This is a genomic window from Bradyrhizobium sp. 40 (assembly GCF_023100925.1).
In the GTDB taxonomy this organism is placed as follows: Bacteria; Pseudomonadota; Alphaproteobacteria; order Rhizobiales; family Xanthobacteraceae; genus Bradyrhizobium.
This window is the reverse complement of sequence record NZ_CP064688.1, coordinates 6,344,670-6,363,765: the sequence shown is the minus strand read 5'-3', so window position 1 is coordinate 6,363,765 and position 19,096 is coordinate 6,344,670. Positions and strand designations below refer to the sequence as shown.

General features: G+C 64.0%; 19 protein-coding genes. 10 read left to right on the top strand and 9 right to left on the bottom strand.

Translation table 11 applies throughout. The features are described from left to right. Positions 1-10: 10 nt before the first annotated feature. Positions 11-238, bottom strand: a complete 228-nt coding sequence (locus tag IVB40_RS30510) for a DUF2093 domain-containing protein (RefSeq protein WP_007596922.1) — start codon at positions 236-238, stop codon at positions 11-13. Between the two features lie 175 nt (positions 239-413). On the opposite strand from IVB40_RS30510, the gene IVB40_RS30505 reads away from it, so the two are divergent. Both IVB40_RS30505 and IVB40_RS30500 read left to right on the top strand, forming a co-directional pair. Continuing rightward, a complete protein-coding gene (locus IVB40_RS30505; RefSeq protein ID WP_247817204.1) occupies positions 414-1,238 on the top strand; it encodes a dienelactone hydrolase family protein in 825 nt (274 codons plus the stop codon). 200 nt (positions 1,239-1,438) lie between these two features. Then, positions 1,439-1,603, top strand: a complete 165-nt coding sequence (locus tag IVB40_RS30500; protein WP_106941443.1) for a hypothetical protein — start codon at positions 1,439-1,441, stop codon at positions 1,601-1,603. A 268-nt stretch (positions 1,604-1,871) separates the two neighbouring features. Here IVB40_RS30500 and xseA read toward each other — a convergent pair whose 3' ends face one another. Then, complete coding sequence (xseA, locus tag IVB40_RS30495) at positions 1,872-3,494, bottom strand: exodeoxyribonuclease VII large subunit (protein WP_247817203.1); 1,623 nt, start codon at positions 3,492-3,494, stop codon at positions 1,872-1,874. Between the two features lie 137 nt (positions 3,495-3,631). Between xseA and IVB40_RS30490 the strand changes: the two genes are divergently transcribed. The 3 genes from IVB40_RS30490 to IVB40_RS30480 are packed head-to-tail and all read left to right on the top strand — an operon-like array spanning position 3,632 to position 5,492. Next, positions 3,632-4,642 carry an alpha/beta fold hydrolase gene (locus tag IVB40_RS30490; RefSeq protein ID WP_247817202.1) on the top strand — a complete coding sequence of 337 codons (1,011 nt, stop codon included), beginning with the start codon at positions 3,632-3,634 and terminating at the stop codon, positions 4,640-4,642. Further along, positions 4,639-5,193, top strand: a complete 555-nt coding sequence (locus IVB40_RS30485) for a hypothetical protein (protein WP_247817201.1) — start codon at positions 4,639-4,641, stop codon at positions 5,191-5,193. Before IVB40_RS30490 ends, IVB40_RS30485 begins: the two co-directional genes overlap by 4 nt. After that, the gene (locus tag IVB40_RS30480) at positions 5,193-5,492 is read left to right on the top strand and encodes a transcriptional regulator (protein ID WP_247817200.1); all 300 of its coding nucleotides are present in this window, start codon (positions 5,193-5,195) and stop codon (positions 5,490-5,492) included. Before IVB40_RS30485 ends, IVB40_RS30480 begins: the two co-directional genes overlap by 1 nt. A 62-nt stretch (positions 5,493-5,554) precedes the next feature. On the opposite strand, the gene IVB40_RS30475 is transcribed toward IVB40_RS30480, so the two are convergent. Then, the gene (locus tag IVB40_RS30475; protein ID WP_247817199.1) at positions 5,555-7,357 is read right to left on the bottom strand and encodes an RNA-directed DNA polymerase; all 1,803 of its coding nucleotides are present in this window, start codon (positions 7,355-7,357) and stop codon (positions 5,555-5,557) included. A gap of 446 nt (positions 7,358-7,803) precedes the next feature. Here IVB40_RS30475 and purD point away from each other — a divergent pair, with 446 nt between their 5' ends. After that, positions 7,804-9,087, top strand: coding sequence for a phosphoribosylamine--glycine ligase (purD, locus tag IVB40_RS30470; RefSeq protein WP_247817198.1), 1,284 nt, complete (start codon positions 7,804-7,806; stop codon positions 9,085-9,087). Between the two features lie 183 nt (positions 9,088-9,270). After that, complete coding sequence (locus IVB40_RS30465; RefSeq protein WP_247817197.1) at positions 9,271-10,173, top strand: alpha/beta hydrolase; 903 nt, start codon at positions 9,271-9,273, stop codon at positions 10,171-10,173. 124 nt (positions 10,174-10,297) lie between these two features. On the opposite strand, the gene IVB40_RS30460 is transcribed toward IVB40_RS30465, so the two are convergent. Beyond that, a complete protein-coding gene (locus IVB40_RS30460) occupies positions 10,298-10,756 on the bottom strand; it encodes a nucleoside deaminase (protein WP_247819613.1) in 459 nt (152 codons plus the stop codon). 119 nt (positions 10,757-10,875) lie between these two features. Between IVB40_RS30460 and IVB40_RS30455 the strand changes: the two genes are divergently transcribed. Then, positions 10,876-13,047, top strand: a complete 2,172-nt coding sequence (locus IVB40_RS30455) for a pseudouridine synthase (protein ID WP_247357950.1) — start codon at positions 10,876-10,878, stop codon at positions 13,045-13,047. Positions 13,048-13,049: 2 nt separating this feature from the next. After that, a complete protein-coding gene (rsmD, locus tag IVB40_RS30450) occupies positions 13,050-13,604 on the top strand; it encodes a 16S rRNA (guanine(966)-N(2))-methyltransferase RsmD (RefSeq protein WP_247284559.1) in 555 nt (184 codons plus the stop codon). A gap of 9 nt (positions 13,605-13,613) precedes the next feature. On the opposite strand, the gene mutL is transcribed toward rsmD, so the two are convergent. Next, complete coding sequence (gene mutL / locus IVB40_RS30445; protein ID WP_247817196.1) at positions 13,614-15,425, bottom strand: DNA mismatch repair endonuclease MutL; 1,812 nt, start codon at positions 15,423-15,425, stop codon at positions 13,614-13,616. A gap of 234 nt (positions 15,426-15,659) precedes the next feature. On the opposite strand from mutL, the gene IVB40_RS30440 reads away from it, so the two are divergent. Beyond that, positions 15,660-15,977, top strand: coding sequence for a ribbon-helix-helix domain-containing protein (locus IVB40_RS30440; protein WP_027565409.1), 318 nt, complete (start codon positions 15,660-15,662; stop codon positions 15,975-15,977). Between the two features lie 138 nt (positions 15,978-16,115). On the opposite strand, the gene IVB40_RS30435 is transcribed toward IVB40_RS30440, so the two are convergent. Genes IVB40_RS30435 through IVB40_RS30420 form a run of 4 tightly spaced genes read right to left on the bottom strand, consistent with a single transcriptional unit; the run spans position 16,116 to position 19,092 of the window. Continuing rightward, the gene (locus IVB40_RS30435) at positions 16,116-17,684 is read right to left on the bottom strand and encodes a GMC family oxidoreductase (RefSeq protein WP_247817195.1); all 1,569 of its coding nucleotides are present in this window, start codon (positions 17,682-17,684) and stop codon (positions 16,116-16,118) included. A 29-nt stretch (positions 17,685-17,713) separates the two neighbouring features. Continuing rightward, positions 17,714-18,262: a gluconate 2-dehydrogenase subunit 3 family protein gene (locus tag IVB40_RS30430; RefSeq protein WP_247817194.1), complete on the bottom strand. Its 549-nt coding sequence runs from the start codon at positions 18,260-18,262 to the stop codon at positions 17,714-17,716. 47 nt (positions 18,263-18,309) lie between these two features. After that, positions 18,310-18,705 (bottom strand): VOC family protein, encoded by a 396-nt coding sequence (locus IVB40_RS30425; protein ID WP_027565406.1) that lies wholly within the window; start codon positions 18,703-18,705, stop codon positions 18,310-18,312. Next, a complete protein-coding gene (locus tag IVB40_RS30420) occupies positions 18,706-19,092 on the bottom strand; it encodes a c-type cytochrome (RefSeq protein WP_247817193.1) in 387 nt (128 codons plus the stop codon). Between the last annotated feature and the right edge of the window lie 4 nt (positions 19,093-19,096).

Here is a 19,096-nt window from a genome sequence, read left to right as displayed (position 1 = left end):
GTCCGCCGCCTCACGCTTGCGGCTTGGGCGCGCCCGGGTAATGCCGCTCGAGCACGGCGGCCGGCGTGGCGTAGGCTTCCTGCAGGTCCACGCTCCAGTATTTCAACTCGTCGAGCGGGATGCGCGTATCGGTGATTGCGCACCGCACGAAGGTCCCCGGCGAGATCACGCGGAAATCGCCGTCGAGATACTGCACCTGCGCTTCGCCATGGCCCGAGGGGCCGAACTTGTTCAGCACGGTCGAAAGTCTCCGTGGAAGGCCGCTCCGGGATCACCTTGGAGGGCACGATGTGTTGGACGGGATGTAGCATAGATAGGGTGGCTTGTCCGCCCGGTAAACCCACCGGTTTGTGATGTTTTGGCGCCGTTTCCGCGTGATAGTGCTTGAGCGAAGGATCCAACGGCAAAGTTCGATGCGCCTTCCGTTCACCGCCCTGTTCCTGACGTTGCTGATGTCGGCCGCGCAAGCGTCGCCGGCGCCGCAGCCGGTCGAGATTCCGCTGGCGTCCGGCGTGCTGCATGCGCAGCTCTACAAGCCCGAGGGCACGGGGCCGTTTCCGACCGTGATCGCGCTGCACGGCTGCGGCGGGCTCGGTGGCCATTCCGATTCCGTGCTGCCGCGCTATCGCGACTGGGCCGAGCGGCTGCTCAAGTCCGGCAACGCCGTACTCTTTCCCGACAGCTACGGCTCGCGCGAACTCGGGCCGCAATGCCGCGTCAAGGAGATCCACGTCAAGGCGCGGCGCGAACGCGTCACCGACATCGCGGCGTCGCGCGCCTGGTTGATGCGGCAGAGTTGGGTTGCGCGCGACCGCGTCAGCCTGATGGGATGGGCCAATGGCGCCAGCGCGCTGCTCTGGGCCGTGCGTCCGCAGAGCTTGGCGCGCGATGTGGGCCCTGATTTCCGCGCCGCGATCGCGTTCTATCCGGACTGCAGGATTTCCGCAGGGCTAGGGTGGAGCACACGGGTGCCGACGCTGGTGCTGATCGGCGGCAATGACGACGTCTCGTCGCCGCCGGCCTGCCGCCAGATGGTCGAGGGTGCGCATGGCCGCAGCGCGCTCGCGCGCATCGTGGTCTATCCCGGCGCCTATCACGACTTCGACCGCGCCAACACGCCGCTGCACGCCGCCGCCGGCAGCCTTGATGCCGCCGCGCCCGAGCACGGCCATCTCGGCACCGATGCGGCAGCGCGCGCGGAGTCGCAGAAGGAAGTCGCGGAGTGGCTGGCGCGGTAGGCTCGGGATGAGGGCTCGCCGCGCCGTAGCTCGTGAGAAGCGAAGGCGGGGCCGCCCTTGGGAACAACAGCGGACAGCCCCGCATCGACCACCGCCCTGCACGGAAATGGCCGACCGTGACTCTACGGATCGCGCTTCAATGCGGTTTCAGCCCGTGACGACGCCATCATTCGACCACGATGTCAATTAAACGCAATCCCATGCGCAATCGCTTCGTCCTGTTCTCCTCCGCCCTGATCGTCTTCACCGTCGCGGTCTTCCTGTTCGAAGCCCATCTGTTCGAAGCCCATGCCGGCGCGCCAATGCGTGCGCCGGAACATTGCGGCTTCTGGACCACGATCGACGCGGGCTTGTCCTGCCGGTAGGGCGGGCTGCTGCCACACCGTCATTGCGAGCGCAGCGAAGCAATCCAGACTTTCCGGTGAGGGGTTCTTGGATTGCTTCGTCGCAAGGGCTCCTCGCAATGACGAGCTTGGGATTGCGTGCCCGTGCCACACTCTCGCTGTCATCGCCCGGCTTGACCGGGCGATCCAGTACTCCGAGACGTCAGTGGCTCATCGAGAGGCTGCGGCGTACTGGATTCCCCGCCTGCGCGGGGAATGACACTGAGGGTGGCGCGACGCCCTCGCGCCTCTAAAACAAATTCCCCTGATCCACCGGCTTGCCCACGCGCTTCGGCGCAGGCTTGGCGTCCTGCGCCGCCGGCTTCGCTTGCGATGGCGAGCGCTTTGCCGTCGGTGCTGCACGATCCGCATCCGCGGTCGCACCCACGCGGCCATCCGCAAACTCGATCTCGACCCTTGCGCCGGGCCCGACGCTGTCGGCCGAATGCAGGGGATGGCCGGCCTCGTCGCGCACCAGCGCAAAGCCGCGCGCGAGCACGCCGCGATAGGACAACGCGGAGAGCAGCTTGCCGCTGTTCTCGACGCGGGCATCGAGCCGCTGCAACAGCGTCACCAGCGCGCGGCCCGCGCGCTCGGCAAGACGATGTGTGCGCTCGCGCTGGCGGTGAATCGCGTTGCGCTGCGCCTGCGCATTGGAGAGCTTTGAGGCGCGCAGGCGCACTTCAAGTCCGGCAAAGCGGTCGCGCCGCCGCCGCAACAGCGAGCGCGCGGATAGTCCGAGCCGCTCGCCGCACACGGTGAGGCGATGATCGGCCTGCGAGATCTGGCCGTGCAGCACCCGCAGCGTCAGCTTGGCGCCGGCCGCGGTGAACCGGCGGAAATGCGCGTGGGTGTTGGCCTTGAGGCAGCGGGGCAGGGACGCGCCCGCCGAATCCAGCCGCTGCCGCGGGATCGCCAGCAAATCGCCGGCGGCCGGCAGCGCGCGCGCGGCGGCACGCAGCTCGCTGCGACGGCTCTCATGGCCGCGTTGCCAGCAGGACCGGGTGCGTCGCCCGAGATCGCCGACCTCGACAAAGAGATCGCTGCGCACCGGCACCGCCATCTCGGCCGCCGCCGTCGGCGTCGGCGCGCGCTTGTCGGCGACGAAATCGATCAGCGTGATGTCGGTCTCATGCCCCACGGCCGAGATCAGCGGGATCATGCTCTCGGAAGCGGCACGGACCACGATCTCCTCGTTGAACGACCACAGATCCTCCAGCGAGCCGCCGCCGCGCGCGACGATCAGCACGTCGGGGCGCGGAATCTTGCCGCCCTCCGGCAGCGCATTGAAGCCGCGGATCGCGGCCGCGACCTGCTCGGCCGAACCTTCGCCCTGAACTTTCACCGGCCACACCAGCACGTGGCGGGGAAAGCGGTCCTCCAGGCGATGCAGGATGTCGCGGATCACGGCGCCGGTCGGCGAGGTCACCACGCCGATGACTTCCGGCAGCCACGGCAGAAGCTGCTTGCGCGCCTCGTCGAACAGGCCTTCGGCGGCGAGCTTCCGCTTGCGCTCCTCCATCAGCGCCATCAGGGCGCCGATGCCGGCCGGCTCCAGCGCCTCGATCACGATCTGGTATTTCGAGGAGCCCGGATAGGTCGTGAGCTTGCCGGTGGCGATGACCTCGAGCCCCTCCTGGGGCTTGAAGCGCATGCGGCCGTGCACGCCCTTCCAGATCACCGCCTCGATCTTGGCGCTCTCGTCCTTGAGCGCAAAATAGCAATGGCCGGAGGAATGCGCGCCGCGGAATCCGGAGATCTCGCCGCGGACCCGGACATGGCCATAGGTGTCCTCCACCGTCCGTTTCAGGGACTGCGAGAGCTCGGAAACGGTGAATTCGGGGGTGTTGAGCAGAGGCTCTGCAGTCGGCATCGGCAAACGATTCGGCATTTTGGGGTCAGACCCGACGTTAAGGATTTTCGCCGCGCGGCGCCAATCCGGGGATTGACCAGAAGAGTACTCTATACTATAGAGTACTCTATATTGAACCGATTTGAGGAGAATTGATCATGGCCATTCGATTGCTGCGCGGCGTTTTGAGCGGACTGAAATGGGTCTTGTGTGCGGCCGGCGGTGTCGCGCTGATTCTGGCCGCGATGATTGCAACGCCACTGGAACGACCGCCGGAGATGCGATCGGTCTCCGACTCCGCCAAGGGCATCGACTGGTCCACGCTGCCGGCCCTGGAACGCTTTCAGGCCCGCGACGGCACCTGGATCGGTTTCCGCCACTACGCCCCCATTGGAGCCGTAACGGGCCGTGGCGCGATCTTCATCCACGGCTCCTCCGGCTCCAGCGGCACCGTCAATCATGCGCTGACCCATGCGATCGCCTCGCGCGGGGTGGAGACCTGGGCGCTCGACACCCGCGGCCATGGCGGCTCCGGCACGCGCGGCGACATCGGTTATGTCGGCCAGCTCGAGGACGACCTCGTCGATTTCGTCGCCGAGCTGCGCAAGAGCGCGCCGGATCTGCCGCTCACCTTGATCGGCCACTCCGCCGGCGCCGGCTTCTCGCTGCGCGTCGCCGCGACGCCGATCATGCAGGACATGTTCGTGCGCACGGTGCTGCTGGCGCCCTACCTCGGCTATGACGCGCCGACCAACAAGCCGCGTGCCGGCGGCTGGGCCAACTTCGACCTGCCGCGCTTTCTTGGGCTCGCCACCCTGCGCAAGCTCGGCATCGACTGCTGCGCGCAGCTTCCGGTGCTCGCTCTCGCCGTGCCGGCGAGTTCGGCAAAGTATCTCGTCTCCACCTATTCCGACCGCCTGACGCGCAATTTCGCGACGCGCGGCTATCGCGTCGATCTTGCGGCGGTAACGCATCCGATCACGATCTTCGGCGGCGCCGACGACGAGATGATGATCTCGGATAAATACGCGGAGACCGTGCAGGCCATCAAGCCGTCGGTCGATGTCAAGATCATCGACGGCATCAACCACATGGGTATCGTCACCAACCCGAAGGCGATCTCGATCGTCGCCGAGGATGTGGCAACGCGCGGGGCGGGGCAGTCATGATCGACAGCAAGGAGGCGTCCGCAGCGCTGGCCGATATCGACGACATCGTCCAGCGCGTGAAGCAATCGCAGCTCTACGAGCTGGCGAGCCATGCTGCCGTCTGGTGGGGCGTCCTGGTGTTCGCGGGCAATCTCGTGACCTGGCTCTGGCCGGTCTATGCGGTCTACGCCTGGGTTGCCGTGGACGTTCTGGGCGCCGGCGGTCTGGTTGCGCTCCGCATTTTCAATCCGCCGCATCACCCCCATGGCACCGCCTTCAACGTCAGACTGCTTCTGGTGTTCGTGCTGTTCTTCGCCTTCGGTTATCTCTGCACCAGCGTGCTCGGTCATTTCGGTCCGCGCCAGCTGGGTACGTTCTGGCCGCTCTACTTCATGCTGTTCTATACGCTGGCGGGTCTCTGGTTCGGCTATGCCTTCATTGCGATCGGTCTAGGCATCTCCGCGCTGACGCTGATCGGCTATTTCTACACCGGCGAGGGGTTTCCGCTCTGGATGGCCTTTGTCAACGGCGGTGGCCTGATCCTCGGCGGGCTCTGGATGCGGCGGATCTGATGGCCGAACTCGACGACATCATCCACCAGCCGTTGCGGCTGAAGATCATGGCAGCGCTGAACGCGCTGCCAGCCGCCGCAGGGTTGGAGTTTTCCCGGCTGAAAAAGCTCACCGGCGCGACCGACGGCAATCTCGGCGCGCATATCGAGACGCTGGCGAAGGCGGGGTATGTGTCGGTGGAGAAGGCTTTTGTGGGAAAGAAGCCGCAGACCACGGTGACCGCCACCGCCGCCGGCCGAGGCGCGTTTGCGCGGCATGTTTCGACGTTGCAGGAGATAATTGCGGGGCGGCAGGGGTAAAAGAAATCGGTCGCCTGTCAGAGTTTCTGCGGAAAGCAGATTTAGCCCATTGGCAAGGCTGCTTACGGTACAAGGTGAGCGTAAAATGGGTCCGTTAGAGCGACTGCGTGGATGGTTTTCAATTGGGTTACTGCCACCGGCGCAATGCCCGCGTTCCGAAGGAGCGAGAGGAGCATCAAAAATTTTGCGTGCGAAATGCGATTTGGAAGTGAAGTGTTGTGAGCAACGATGAATTTTCTGATGGCTGTGAAGCCTGCAACGGTATTAGCAAGCTCATAGTGAAACAGCGTTACACTTGAGGTAGCAAAGCCCCCTGCCTTGCGAAGTATTGCCTCAAACTTTGGTTGAAGCGGAGAGCCAACAAATCTGCAAAACATCCCCGCGACTAGTCGGGTGAGATGCTCGTTGCTTCCCCACATGGAGGCCTTCGTCTCAATTATTGCCATGAGTTCATCGTTCGATGAGTACTTCGAAGCAAGCCAGATTTGGGCATACAAGCTCCATATAGACGAAGAACCGAGACCACTTAGCGTTTGTTTGATGTGTCCACGTACCCAACTATTGTCCGGCAAACGTGCCGCCACAATGGCACTGGCGATTTCGACAAGGGACGCGTCATCTACGAGATGGCCATCTTGAAGGATTTGCGTAAGCAAGTTGAGCTTGAGAGCAGGAGATACATGTGCCTGCCACCACTGTAGAAGTGCATGTCTCAACGACGGCCAATTCGCCAAAATGAGCGAAAAATTTTCGTCGGAGATTTGCGCCGATGTGTCGCGAGCCAAGTTGAGAAGACGCTTAAGCACCTTGTCCCCGTTGCCCGACGAGAAGGCGCCACGCTTCAGGCCAACTCGAATACTAATCTCAATCTTTCGACGCTCGTTGAATATCGAACTCTTCGTCTTTCTTTTAGCTGCAATACGGTCAGATAAGGCGCTTAACCACTCATTTTCCCTGATCTTGAAGTGTTTACGCGCTTCGATCTCCGTCAAAATTCTGGTCTTGCCCGAGTTCAATCGAAGCTGACGAGTTTGTAGCGCGAGGTCCAGATTTCTTATGATCTCACGGGCCTCCGAGATCGAGTCAACTCCGATATCAATATCATCCATAAATCTTGCGAAGTCCGCATTCGGAATGCTTTCTAGCAGCCTATCAATTTCAAACAGAAAACAGTGCGCTAAGAGACGCGGAGCATCAAGGTTCATCTGGGGCAAGCCAATGGGAACACGGGGCATATAGTCCGGCTGCCAAAGCATGCTCGAGAGAGTGTAAATCAGCAGATCGAGCGCATGCTCTTTCACGACCGAAAGGCTCGCCAGTACGTTCCTTAGATGCTCGTACGAGATGAAGTCGTAGTAGTTCGCTATGTCGGTAACTACCAAGAATTTCTTAGTATCGGTGAAACCAAAAATCGTCTGCTGGAAAGCTAGCCACGCTGATAGTGAGCCGTATTCTGCGGTTTGCCCCTTGATGATTTTCGAGAAGCTGTGGTCCGCTGGTGCATAGAAGGACTTCTTGCTCGGCGCCTGCAGCTTGACTTCGTTCCAGATAGCATTTGATAAAGCCTGAAGAACCAAGGCGTCCTTGGCAGTCGGCACAACAAGCTGCCGACACAGCCCCTTCGACTTCTCAGCTAAGAAACGCAAGGGCTGACGCGGAGCGTATGAGGCCGAACAAATTTCAGCTTCTATTGCCGCACAGTTTGCATCTAGTCGGACGTGAAAGTCGAGATTTTCGAGCGGATCGGGAATTGGTTGCCTGCGCATTGCGTCCCGTACTTGCGCCTTCCAAACTATCTTAAGCTGCGTTGCGCCGATTACTTTGCGGAGGTCGGCTATTTTTAGAGAAAACTTCGGCGAGTACATATCGGTTAAGCCGTCTCGTGAAATTTGGGGCAGCCTCTACTAACACGCGCAACGCTGCTGTCCTACACCTCGGCGGGCCGGTCAATCCCGCGGGGGCGATACCTGATACCTTAGTGCGGGTTGGGAGGAGGACTACTCCTGAGCTGGATCGAAGATCACCTCCGTGCCTTCCAACCGGAGTTCGTAGTCGACGTCCTGCTGATTGGGATACATGACGAGGCTGGCCGCACTCGCAGACGCATATCGGGGATCAACAGCCCATCGTGGCTAAGCGAAGATAAATTTCGCATCATCGCCGGTCGTCTGCGCATGTAGTCCCGATGAATTCGGGCTCGCGCCTGAGCGGCGAGCCCCGGAATGGCGGGGAGTTCGGGGCCAGCCCCCTTCACACCCGCCCCGATTCGTGCGACCTCCGCCCCCAGCAAACCCCTCAATCCGAGCCATCGATGCACATTCTCCTGCTTGGTTCCGGCGGCCGCGAACATGCCCTGGCGTGGAAGATCGCAGCCTCTCCCCTGGTGACCAAACTCTGGTGCGCGCCGGGCAATGCCGGGATCGCGCGCGAGGCGGAATGCGTGGCACTCGAAATCGCCGACCATGCCGCCGTGATCGACTTCTGCAAGACCAACAAGGTCGACCTCGTGGTGGTCGGCCCGGAGACGCCGCTGGCCGCCGGCATCGTCGATGACCTCACCGCCGCCGGCATCAAGGCGTTCGGGCCGAACAGGATCCCCGCCCAGCTCGAAAGCTCGAAGGGCTTTACCAAGGCGCTCTGCACCGAATTCGGCATTCCGACCGGCGCCTACAAGCGCTTCACCAATGCTGATGATGCGCGTGCCTACGTCCAGAGCACGGGCGCGCCGATCGTGGTGAAGGCCGACGGCCTTGCCGCCGGCAAGGGCGTCGTCGTCGCCAAGACCGTGCGCGAGGCCGAGGACGCCATCGCCATGATGTTCGAGGGCGCCTTCGGCGAGGCCGGCACGGAGGTCGTGATCGAGGAGTTTCTGCCGGGCCGCGAGATCAGCTTCTTCGCGCTGTGCGACGGCGAGACCGCCATTCCGCTGGCGTCCGCCCAGGACCACAAGCGCGTGTTCGACCACGACGTCGGCCCGAACACCGGCGGCATGGGCGCCTATTCGCCGACGCCGCTGGTGACGCCTGCGATCCACGACGCGATCATGGCCAAGATCATTCTGCCGACGGTATCAGGCATGAAGCAGCGCGGCACGCCGTTCCGCGGCATCCTCTACGCCGGGATCATGCTGACGACGCAGGGCCCAAAGCTATTCGAGTTCAACGTGCGCTTCGGCGATCCCGAGTGCCAGGTGCTGATGCTGCGGATGATGTCGGACATCGTGCCGGCCTTCCTCGCCGCCTGCGACGGGCAGCTGAAGAATTTCGATCTGCGCTGGCATCCGGAGGCCGCGCTCACGGTGGTGATGGCGGCGAAGGGATATCCCGGCGACTATCAGAAAGGCACGCGGATCGAGGGGCTCGATGACGCCGCAGAGGTCGAGACCGCCGAGATCTTCCACGCCGGCACGGTCGAGAAGGACGGCGCCATCCTCGCCAATGGCGGCCGCGTGCTCGATGTCTGCGCGCTCGGCAAGACCGTGACGGAAGCGCAGGTGCGCGCCTATCAGGCCGTCGACCGCATCAACTGGCCGGAAGGTTTTTGCCGCCGCGACATCGGCTGGCAGGCGGTGGATGCCGAGAAGGCCAAGATCTGAGCGAGCGCTGACAGGCTTTTTTCGCACGCGCGCGCAATGAGCGGCCCCGCCCGACGGCACTCCGAAATTGTGTAGGCGGCTGTTGAACTTAGCTACTGTGCATGGGGTTGTTTTTCGACTTTTTTGTTTTGGGGCATTCTCAAGACTGAGCAAATCCAGCACTGACAGATAAGGATGCAGAAGATGTCCGATCTCGCCGACCTCTATCCAGGCTTTGCCTCCGAATGGATCAACACCTCCTTCGGGCGCAACTTCGCCCGCGTCGGCGGCAAGGGACCGCCGCTGCTGCTGCTGCACGGCTTCTCCGAGACCAACGTGATGTGGCACCGCGTGGCGCCGCAACTGGCCGACCGGTTCACGCTGATCATCGCCGATCTGCCCGGCTACGGCTGGTCCGACATGCCCGAGAGCGATGCGCTGCACATCCCCTACAGCAAGCGCGCGATGGCGAAAGCGATGGTGGAGGCGATGGAGCGCCTCGGCCATGTGCACTTCGCGCTCGCCGGCCACGATCGCGGCGGCCGCGTCTCGTATCGGCTGGCGCTCGATCATCCCGGCCGGCTGTCGAAGCTTGCCGTGCTCGATATCCTGCCGACCTATAATTACTGGGAGCGGATGAACCGCGCCTACGCGCTGAAGATCTATCACTGGACGTTCCTGGCGCAGCCCTATCCGCTGCCGGAGACACTGATCTCGAGCAATGGCGAGTTCTTCCTGCGCTTCAAGATGGCGAGCCAGACCAGGTCGAAGACGCTGGACGCCATCGACGCGCGTGCGCTCGAACACTACATCGCCCCGTTCCGCGATCCCGCCCGCGTCCACGCGATGTGCGAGGATTATCGCGCCGGCGCCTATTTCGACTACGATCTCGACAAGGCCGATTTCGAGGCCGGCAAGAAGATCACGATTCCCATGCTGGCGCTGTGGGGCAATGCCGGCGTGGCGCAAGCCGCCGCCACCCCGCTCGACATCTGGAAGCAATGGGCGACCAACGTCGCGGGCATGCCGGTGGATTCCGGACACTTCCTCACCGAGGAAAACCCCGACGTGACCGCCAAGGCGTTGCGCGAGTTCTTTGCTGTTTAGGCCCAACTGTCATCGCTCGGCTTGACCGGGCGATCCCGTATTCCGAGACGGTGCTTGTTGAATCGATAAGCTGCGGCGTACTGGATGCCCGCCTTCGCGGGGCATGACAGCGGTGTGCGGCGACCTAGCGCCGCTCCCGGAAGAAGTCCTTGAGCATCCGCGCCGCCTCGCTTTCGCCGACCCCGGAATAAACATCCGGGACGTGATGGCAGGTCGGCGAGGTGAAGAACCGCACGCCTGATTCAACCGCGCCGCCCTTGGGGTCGGCGGCGCCGTAATAAAGCCGCCTCACCCTTGCAAACGAGATCGCGCCCGCACACATGGTGCACGGCTCTAGCGTCACGTAGAGGTCGCAGTCGACCAGGCGCTCGCTGCCGATCTTTTTGGCCGCCTCGCGCAGCGCAACGATCTCGGCATGAGCCGTGGGGTCGTAGTCGGTCAGCGTCCGGTTCGCCGCGGTGGCGATGACCTCGTAATCGCGGACCACGACGCATCCGATCGGAACTTCGCCCGCCTTTCCGGCGTTTTCGGCCGTTTTGAGCGCCAAATCCATGAAAGAGGGGGCTTTCAAGCCTCGTATCATCGCGAGAAACCTGCTAGTAGCTGCGCCTTCAGCAGAAGTGCTTACCGAATTTGCCTGAGCATGCGGCTCGAGACGAGCGCGCACAATGCTTTCTGGCCACCCCCTGAGTGAGATTATTCATGCCTCGCGACAGCGACAAAGACAACGATTCCCGCGGCCGGCGTGATCGCGGCCCGGCCAAGGGCGGCCCCGCCAAGGGCCGCTCCGGCAAGCCACGCGGACCGGACAAGAAGTTCGCCAAGCGCGGCCCTCCCGGGGACAAAGGCGACGCCCGCCCGCCCCGCGGCGACCGCGACAGCCGTCCCTTCCGCCGCCGCGAGGAGGGCGATGCCCCGCGCCGCGACTTCAGCGACCGCCCGAAGTTCAATCGCGAAGACCGGCCGCGCCAAGACCGGCCGCGTGAAGACCGGCCGCGCGGCGAAGATCGTGGCGAGCGCAGCTTCAAGCCGCGTGGCGATCGTCCCTTCAAGCCGCGTGAAGACCGTCCGTTTTCCGATCGTCCGTCGCGCGACGGCGAGAAGCGCCCGTTCAAGCCCCGTGGCGACCGCCCATTTTCTGATCGCCCCTCGCGCGATGGCGACAAGCGGCCGTTCAAGCCGCGCGGTGATCGCCCGTCCTATGGGCGTGATGACCGTCCGCCGCGCAGGGATCGCGACGATTCCCGTCCGGCCGGCCGAACCGGTGACGCGAAGTTTGGCGACAAACGACCTTACGCGCCGCGTGGCGACCGTCCGGAACGCAAGTTCGACGGCGAGCGGAAGTTTTCGCGCGGCGCACCGGACCGCAATCGCAGCGAGCGCAGCGATTCGAAACCTTGGCAGAAGCGCGATGCGGCCCCGCGCGGCGACCGGCCGCCGCGCAAGGACTTCAGCAAGGGTCCGCGCAAGGATTTCGGCGGCAGCGACCGTGGTCAGGACAAGCCCTGGCAGAAGCGCGACGATCGGCAAGGCGGCGGCGACGACCGTCCGCGCTTTTCGCGTTCGCGCGACGATCGCACATCGGGTGACCGTCCGTTCCGCGAGCGCCCCAAATTCGATCGTCCCAAGTTCGATCGTCCGCGCGATGATCGTCCGAGGTTCGATCGCGGCGGTGATCGCCCGAAATTCGATCGTCCGCGCGAGCGTTCCGAGGGCCGCTCCGACTGGCATGAGCATCCCCGCAGCGAAGAGCGTTCCGGCGATCGTCCACGCCGCGAAAACGAAGACGAGAGCAGGATCTTCGAGAAGCGTCCGGCCTTCGGTGGTCGCGGCGCCTATCGCGAGCGCGATCGTGATTCCGAGCGGCGGCCGCGCCGCGAGGAAGAGGTCAAGCCGAAGAAGGCCGGCGAGCGTATCGCCAAGGTGCTGTCGCGCGCGGGCCTCGCCTCGCGCCGCGACGCCGAGGAGATGGTCACGCAGGGCCGCGTCAGCGTCAACGGCCGGGTGATCAATTCGCCTGCGCTCGACATCACCTCGAACGATGTCGTCACCATCGACGGCAAGCCGTTGCCGGAGCGCGAGCGCACGCGGCTGTTCCTCTATCACAAGCCGCGCGGCCTGATGACGACCCATGACGATCCCGAGGGGCGTCCGACCGTGTTCGACAATTTGCCCGAAGGTCTGCCGCGGCTGATCTCGATCGGCCGGCTCGACTTCAACACCGAGGGCCTGCTGCTGCTCACCAATGATGGCGGGCTCGCGCGCACGCTCGAACTGCCGGACACCGGCTGGCTGCGCCGCTACCGTGTCCGCGCCCATGGCGACGTCACGCAGGCGCAGCTCGACGAGCTGAAGAACGGCATCGAGATCGAGGGCATCAAATACGGTCCGATCGACGCCACGCTGGAGCGTGATCAGGGCGCCAATGTCTGGCTGGTTTTTGCGATCCGCGAGGGCAAGAACCGCGAAGTGCGCAACGTCTGCGCTCATCTGGGACTCGAGGTGAACCGGTTGATCCGGGTTTCCTACGGCCCGTTCCAGCTCGGCGAGGTCCCCGAAGGCCAGGTCGAGGAGATCAAGTCCCGCGTGCTGCGCGACCAGCTCGGCGAAAAGATCATCGAGAAATCGGGCGCGCAGTTCGACGTGCCGCAGAAATCTGCCTCGCATGAGGGAGACGACGCGCCGCGCGAGAAGAAGCCGGCGACCAAGCGCGGCGTGATCAACGACCGCAAGGGCCGCCGCGTGCTGGTGCAACGCACCGGGAGCGAGGAAGCGCGCGAGCGCAACGAGGCTGAGGCGAGCGGCTACGGCCCGCCGCGCCGTCCCAAGCGCGGCTACCACGGCAAACGCGATCTGGCGCCGAAGGAGGACTGACGTTGCGCGTCGTCGGCGGTCGCTTGAAGGGGCGCAATCTGGCCTCACCGTCCTCGCGCGACATTCGCCCCACGGCGGACCGCCTGCGCGAGTCCGTGTTCAACATCCTCGTGCACGCCTATGACGATCCGATTGCGGATGCGCGCGTGCTCGATCTCTTTGCCGGCACCGGCGCGCTTGGCATCGAGGCGTCGTCACGCGGCGCGAAATTCGTGCTGTTCGTCGACAATGGCGCGGAAGCGCGCGCCCTGCTGCGGAATAATGTCGAGACGCTGGGCTTGGGTGGCGTGACAAAAGTCTATCGCCGCGATGCGACCGATCTTGGTCCTGCGCATCCGGTCGAGCCGTTCTCGCTGGTGTTTCTCGATCCGCCCTATGGCAAAGGGTTTGCGGAGAAGGCGCTTGCGAGCTTGCGCGACGGCGGCTGGCTGACGCCGGGCGCGCTGCTCGTCGTGGAAGAGGCAAAGGTTGCGCAGTTCGTCACGCCGGAGGGCTTCGAGGAATTGGAGCGGCGCGCTTATGACGACACGGAGTTCGTGTTTTTGAAGCGGCCGTAACTTCCAAGATTACCTTCGCCCGAACAGCTTCTCGACATCCGACAGCTTCAGCTCGACATAGGTCGGGCGGCCGTGATTGCACTGGCCGGAGTTCGGGGTGTCCTCCATCTCGCGGAGCAGGGCGTTCATCTCCTCCGGCCGCAGCCTTCGGCCGGCGCGCACCGAGCCGTGGCAGGCCATGGTGGCGGCGACGTGCATCAGGCGGCGCTCCAGAGGCAGCGCCTCGTCCCACTCGGCCATGTGCTCGGAAAGATCGCGCAAGAGCCCGCCCGCGTTGGCCTTGCCCAGCAGCGACGGCGTCTCGCGCACCGCCACCGCGCCGGGGCCGAAGGATTCGATTGCAAGGCCGAACGACCCCAGCTCCTCGCTGCGCTCGAGCAGGCGCTCCACCGTGGCCTCATCCATCTCGACGATTTCCGGGATCAGCAGGATCTGCCGCTGCACGCCGTTCTCCGCCAGCGAGGCTTTCAGCCGCTCGTAGACGATGCGTTCATGCGCGGCGTGCTGGTCGACGATGATTAAGCCATCGCGGGTCTGCGAGACGATATAGGTCTCGTGGATCTGGGTGCGCGCAGCGCCGAGCGGGCGGTCGACCAGGTCACTGACCGGCTGGGATTCGATCCGCACGTCCGCGCTGGGTGCGCCGACGTCGAACGCCGCTTGGGCGCGTTCGGTAAATGCCGGCACGGCGGAGCCGTCGAATGACGGCATCGGCGCGACCGGGGCGGATGGCGACGCCCGCCAGTCCCAGCTTGCCGGGCGCGGCGTGAATGCGGGGCGGAACGACGACAGCGCGCTCTCGCCGCTGTTAGCCGCCGTACGCCGGCCCTCCCGTGCAAGCCCTTCCTTCAATCCGTGCACGATCAGCGCGCGGACGAGGCCGGCGTTGCGAAACCGCACCTCGGTCTTGGCCGGATGCACGTTGGCGTCGACCTCGCGCGGATCGAGCGTGACGAACAGCGCCAGCACCGGATGGCGGTCGCGTGGCAGGTAGTCGGCATAGGCCCCGCGGACTGCCCCTAGGATCAGCTTGTCGCGCACCGGGCGGCCGTTGACGAAGAGATACTGCCCGAGCGCGTTGGCTTTGGTCAGCGCGGGCGCTGCGGCATAGCCGGCGACCACCACGCCCTCGCGCTCGGCATGGACCTCGATGGCATGGCTGCGGAACTCTGCCCCCAGGATGTCGCCGAGACGCGTCAGGCGACCGGCGACGCCGGGCAGCGCCGCAGCCCAGGTCACCGGCGCGCGCTCTTCGCCCGCGAGCGTGAAGGCGATTTCGGGGCGCGCCATCGCCAAGCGCCGCACCACCTCACGGATCGCTTCCGCCTCGGTCCGGTCGGTCTTCAAGAACTTCAGCCGCGCCGGCGTCGCGTAGAAGAGGTCGTTGACCTCGACCCGCGTGCCATGCGCGAGCGCGGCCGGCATGATCTCGGACTTCTCGCCGCCCTCGACATTGAGCGCCCAGGCGTGCGGCTCGCCGGCGTGCCGCGTGGTGATGGCGAGCCGCGCCACAGAGCCGATCGAGGGCAGCGCCTCGCCGCGGAATCCGAGCGTGCGGATCTGCAGCAAGTCCTCGTCGTCGAGCTTGGAGGTGGCGTGACGCTCGACCGCCAGTGACAGGTCCTTGGCGGTCATGCCGCCGCCGTCGTCGGTGATGCCGATCCGCCGGCGCCCGCCGCCATCGGTAAAGACGTCGATCCGGCTCGCGCCGGCATCGATCGCGTTCTCGACCAGTTCCTTGACCACGCTAGCGGGACGTTCGACCACCTCGCCGGCGGCGATGCGGTTGACGACCTGTTCGGGTAATTGGCGGACGGGCATGAGTTCGATTTCAGATTCGGGACGCTATTCTTAGCCGTGTTGCGTCAAAAGCATGTATTGGGCAACAGGAACGTGGCGGCCTGGGGAAAAGGGCTGTCTATCGCATTGATGGGATTGGACGTTCGAGAAAATCGCGCAACCGGGATGGATCGATCTCCGGCTGCCGTCCCGATTGTGGGGTACCGGGCTGCGGTGTAGCATCGCGAAAAAACGGCAACAGGACGGGAGGACGCCATGTGCCATCTCTTCGCGCATCAGCCCCAACGCGACTATGAATCCCAGACCCGCTCCTTGCGGATCGGTGGGCATTGCACCTCGATCCGTCTGGAAATGGCGTTCTGGGACACGCTGGAGGAGATCGCGGCCAAGGAGAACATGAGCGTCGGCAAATTCCTGACGACGCTCTACAACGAGGTGCTCGACCATCACGGCGAGGTCAACAATTTTGCCTCGTTGCTGCGCTGCTCCTGCCTGATCTATCGCTCCCGGAGCTTGGCGCCGGTACGGGATTTCAAGGTCGCCGTCGCACCCATTCTTGATGCGGCTGAATAGCCCCTCCGTCATTGCGAGGAGCTCTTGCGACGAAGCAATCCAGACCGTCACCGCGGTGGGATTCTGGATTGCTTCGCGTCGCTCGCAATGGCGGGGAGGGAACGGTGTGCTCCATTCCGAGCCGATGGACGTCGGGCGTCAGATCTCTTTCTTCTGCATCGCGCCGGCAATGTAATCCGCCTGCCGGATCGCCAGCGAAACGATGGTCAGCGTCGGATTGCAGGCTGCGCCGCTGGTGAATTGGCTGCCGTCGGAGACGAACAGGTTCTTGACGTCGTGGCTTTGCCCGAACTTGTTGACCACGCCATCTCTGGGCTTCTCGCTCATCCGGTTGGTACCGAGATTGTGCGTGCTGGGATAGGGCGGTGTCGGATAACTCACGGTGGCTCCGACGGCATCGTAGACCGCAGCGCCCTGCTTGTACGCGTGCGCGCGCATCGCGAGATCGTTGGGATGATCGTCGAAGTGCACGCTTGCGACCGGCTGGCCGAACTTGTCCTTCACGGTCGGATCGAGCGTGATGCGGTTGGTCTCCTGCGCCATGTCCTCGCCGACCAGCCACATGCCGGCCATCCTGGGATAACCGTCGAGCGCTGCGGTGAACGGACGTCCCCAGGCGCCGGGGTTGAGGAACGCCGCCATGAAGGGCAGGCCGATCGACAGTGTCTCCATCTCGTAGCCGCCGACGAAGCCGCGCTTCGGATTATTTGCGGCCTCGTCGCGGATGATGCCGGCCATGGTGGTGCCGCGATACATGTGCACCGATTTCTCGAAGACGGCGTAGACGCTGCCGGTCATGTGGCGCATGTAGTTGCGACCGACCTGGCCCGATGAGTTGCCGAGGCCGTCGGGAAACATCGTGGATGCGCTGTTCAACAGCAGCCGCGGGCTTTCGATCGAATTGCCGGCCACCGCAACGATGCGGGCCTTCTGGCGCTGCATCGCGCCCGTCTCGTCGGCGTACACCACGCCGGTGACCTTGCCGCCTGCGTCATGCTCGATCTTGACCGCCATGCTCGCGGGACGGACCTCGAGATTGCCGGTCGCCTCGCCTTTGGGTATCTCGGTGTAAAGCGTCGACCATTTCGCGCCGGACTTGCAGCCCTGGAAGCAGAAGCCGATCTGCTGACAGGCGCCGCGGCCGTCGCGTGGCTGGCTGTTGATCGCCATGTTGCCGGTGTGCACGGTTTTGTATCCGAGCTTCTTCGCGCCGGCCTCCATCACCTTGAAGTTATTGTTGCCGGGAAGTCCGGGAATGCCATTGGTGCGAGTTACGCCCATCTTGTTCTCGGCCTTGGCATACCACGGCTCCATCTCGGCAAGCGTGACCGGCCAGTCCAGCAGGTTGGCGCCGGGAAGGTTGCCGTAGGTGCTCTTCACCTTGAACTCGTGCTCGTCGAACCGCAGCGATGCGCCGGCCCAATGTGTGGTCGAGCCGCCGACCGCCTTGACGATCCAGGCGGGAAGACCCGAGAAGTCTTTTGCGACGCGCCATGTTCCGGATGTGGTGCGCGCATCGGTCCAGGCGAGCTGAGAGAAGCTCTCCCACTCGTCGTTGACGAAGTCCTGATTTTCGATGCGGGGGCCAGCTTCGAGGATGACCACCTTGACGCCCTTCTGCGCAAGCTCGTTGCCCAGCGTGCCGCCGCCGGCACCGGAGCCGACGATCACCACAACGCCGGAGTCGTTCAGATCGAATTTTGCCATATGCGTTCTCCTGAACCGTTGGGTGGGCCTTAAGCCTTCGGCAGCCAGTCGATGTCTGCGAAGCCGCGGTTGATGTAGCCGCCGTGCTCGGCGGAGGAGCCCTCGTAGCCGAACCGCGGCCAGACCTCCTTCTGGTTGTAGAGAGAGACGATGAGGTCGCCGCGCACCTTCTGGAAGAAGTCGCTCTGCTCGATCTCCTTCAACAGCACCACGCGATCGGCTTCCCAGGGCACTTCAGCGTAAGCCACCTTGTGGCGATCACGCGCATTCTGATCGAGCCGTGTGATGCCGTCGCTGATCAGCGACTTGACGGCGGGATCCTTCGCCGCCTTGCCGTCCCACGGCTTGATCGCGGTGATGTAATAGCTGTCGCCGAGGACGTCGTGCGGATAGATATCGCGTGCTACCTTCAGCAGCGTCTTCATCGTCGCGGGCGAAAGCGCGCTTGTCTCGTCAGCCCATGCGCCCTCGATGCTGACGGCGATGCTGGTCGCGACTGCCGCGACCGGCACGGCGGTCGCGGCGCCCTTGAGAAAGACGCGGCGGCTGTGCTTGCTTCGACGATCGACTTCTCTCATGGCATTCCTCCTTCGATTTTTTTGGGATTTGAATTCTTGTGATTCGATCAGTTGAAACGTCCGCCGCGCTGGATCACCTCGATCTTGTAGCCGTCGGGATCGCTGACGAAGAAGAAGCGCGCCAGCGTTTTGCCGTCGTGCTTGAAGTCGCGCAGCTGACCCGGTGCGAGCTTCTCGCGCTCGAAGCGGGCATGTTCGGCATCGAGATCCTCGACCACCACGGCGAGATGTCCGTAGCCGTCGCCGAGCGCATACGGCTCCTTGCGATCGAAATTGACCGTCAGCTCCAACTCGAAGGGTGAGGAGGGGTGACGCAGATAGATCAGGGCAAAGTCTGCGAACTTCAGACGCTCGGTGACTTCCAGGCTAAAGGCCCGTCTGTAGAAGTCGAGTGAGCGCGCCTCGTCGAGTGCGCGGATCATGGAATGGACCGGCTTTGCCATTCAGTTCTGCTCCTTAAGAAAGGCGATGATGGCGGCGCGCGTCTCCGGCTTCGCCTGCCGGTAGACCATGACCACGCCGGGAATCATGGCTTGCGGATTGGTCAGCCATGCGTCGAGCTTCGTCTCGTCCCAGGCGAAGGCTGCTTTTGCGAGGGGCTCTGAATAGTGAAAGCCTTCGAGCTTGCCGGCGGGCCGCCCGACGATCCCGACCAGCGGCGGACCCTGCCGCACCGGTTCTGACAGGTTCGTGGTGTGGCACACCGCGCATTGCTGCTTGAACAGTGTTGCGCCATCCGGCGGCTTTGCAGCCGGCAAGGGCATCTGCGCCTCGGCCACCCGCACCACCAGCACCATCGCGGTGCACAATCCCAGCACGATCGCGCGCATCGTC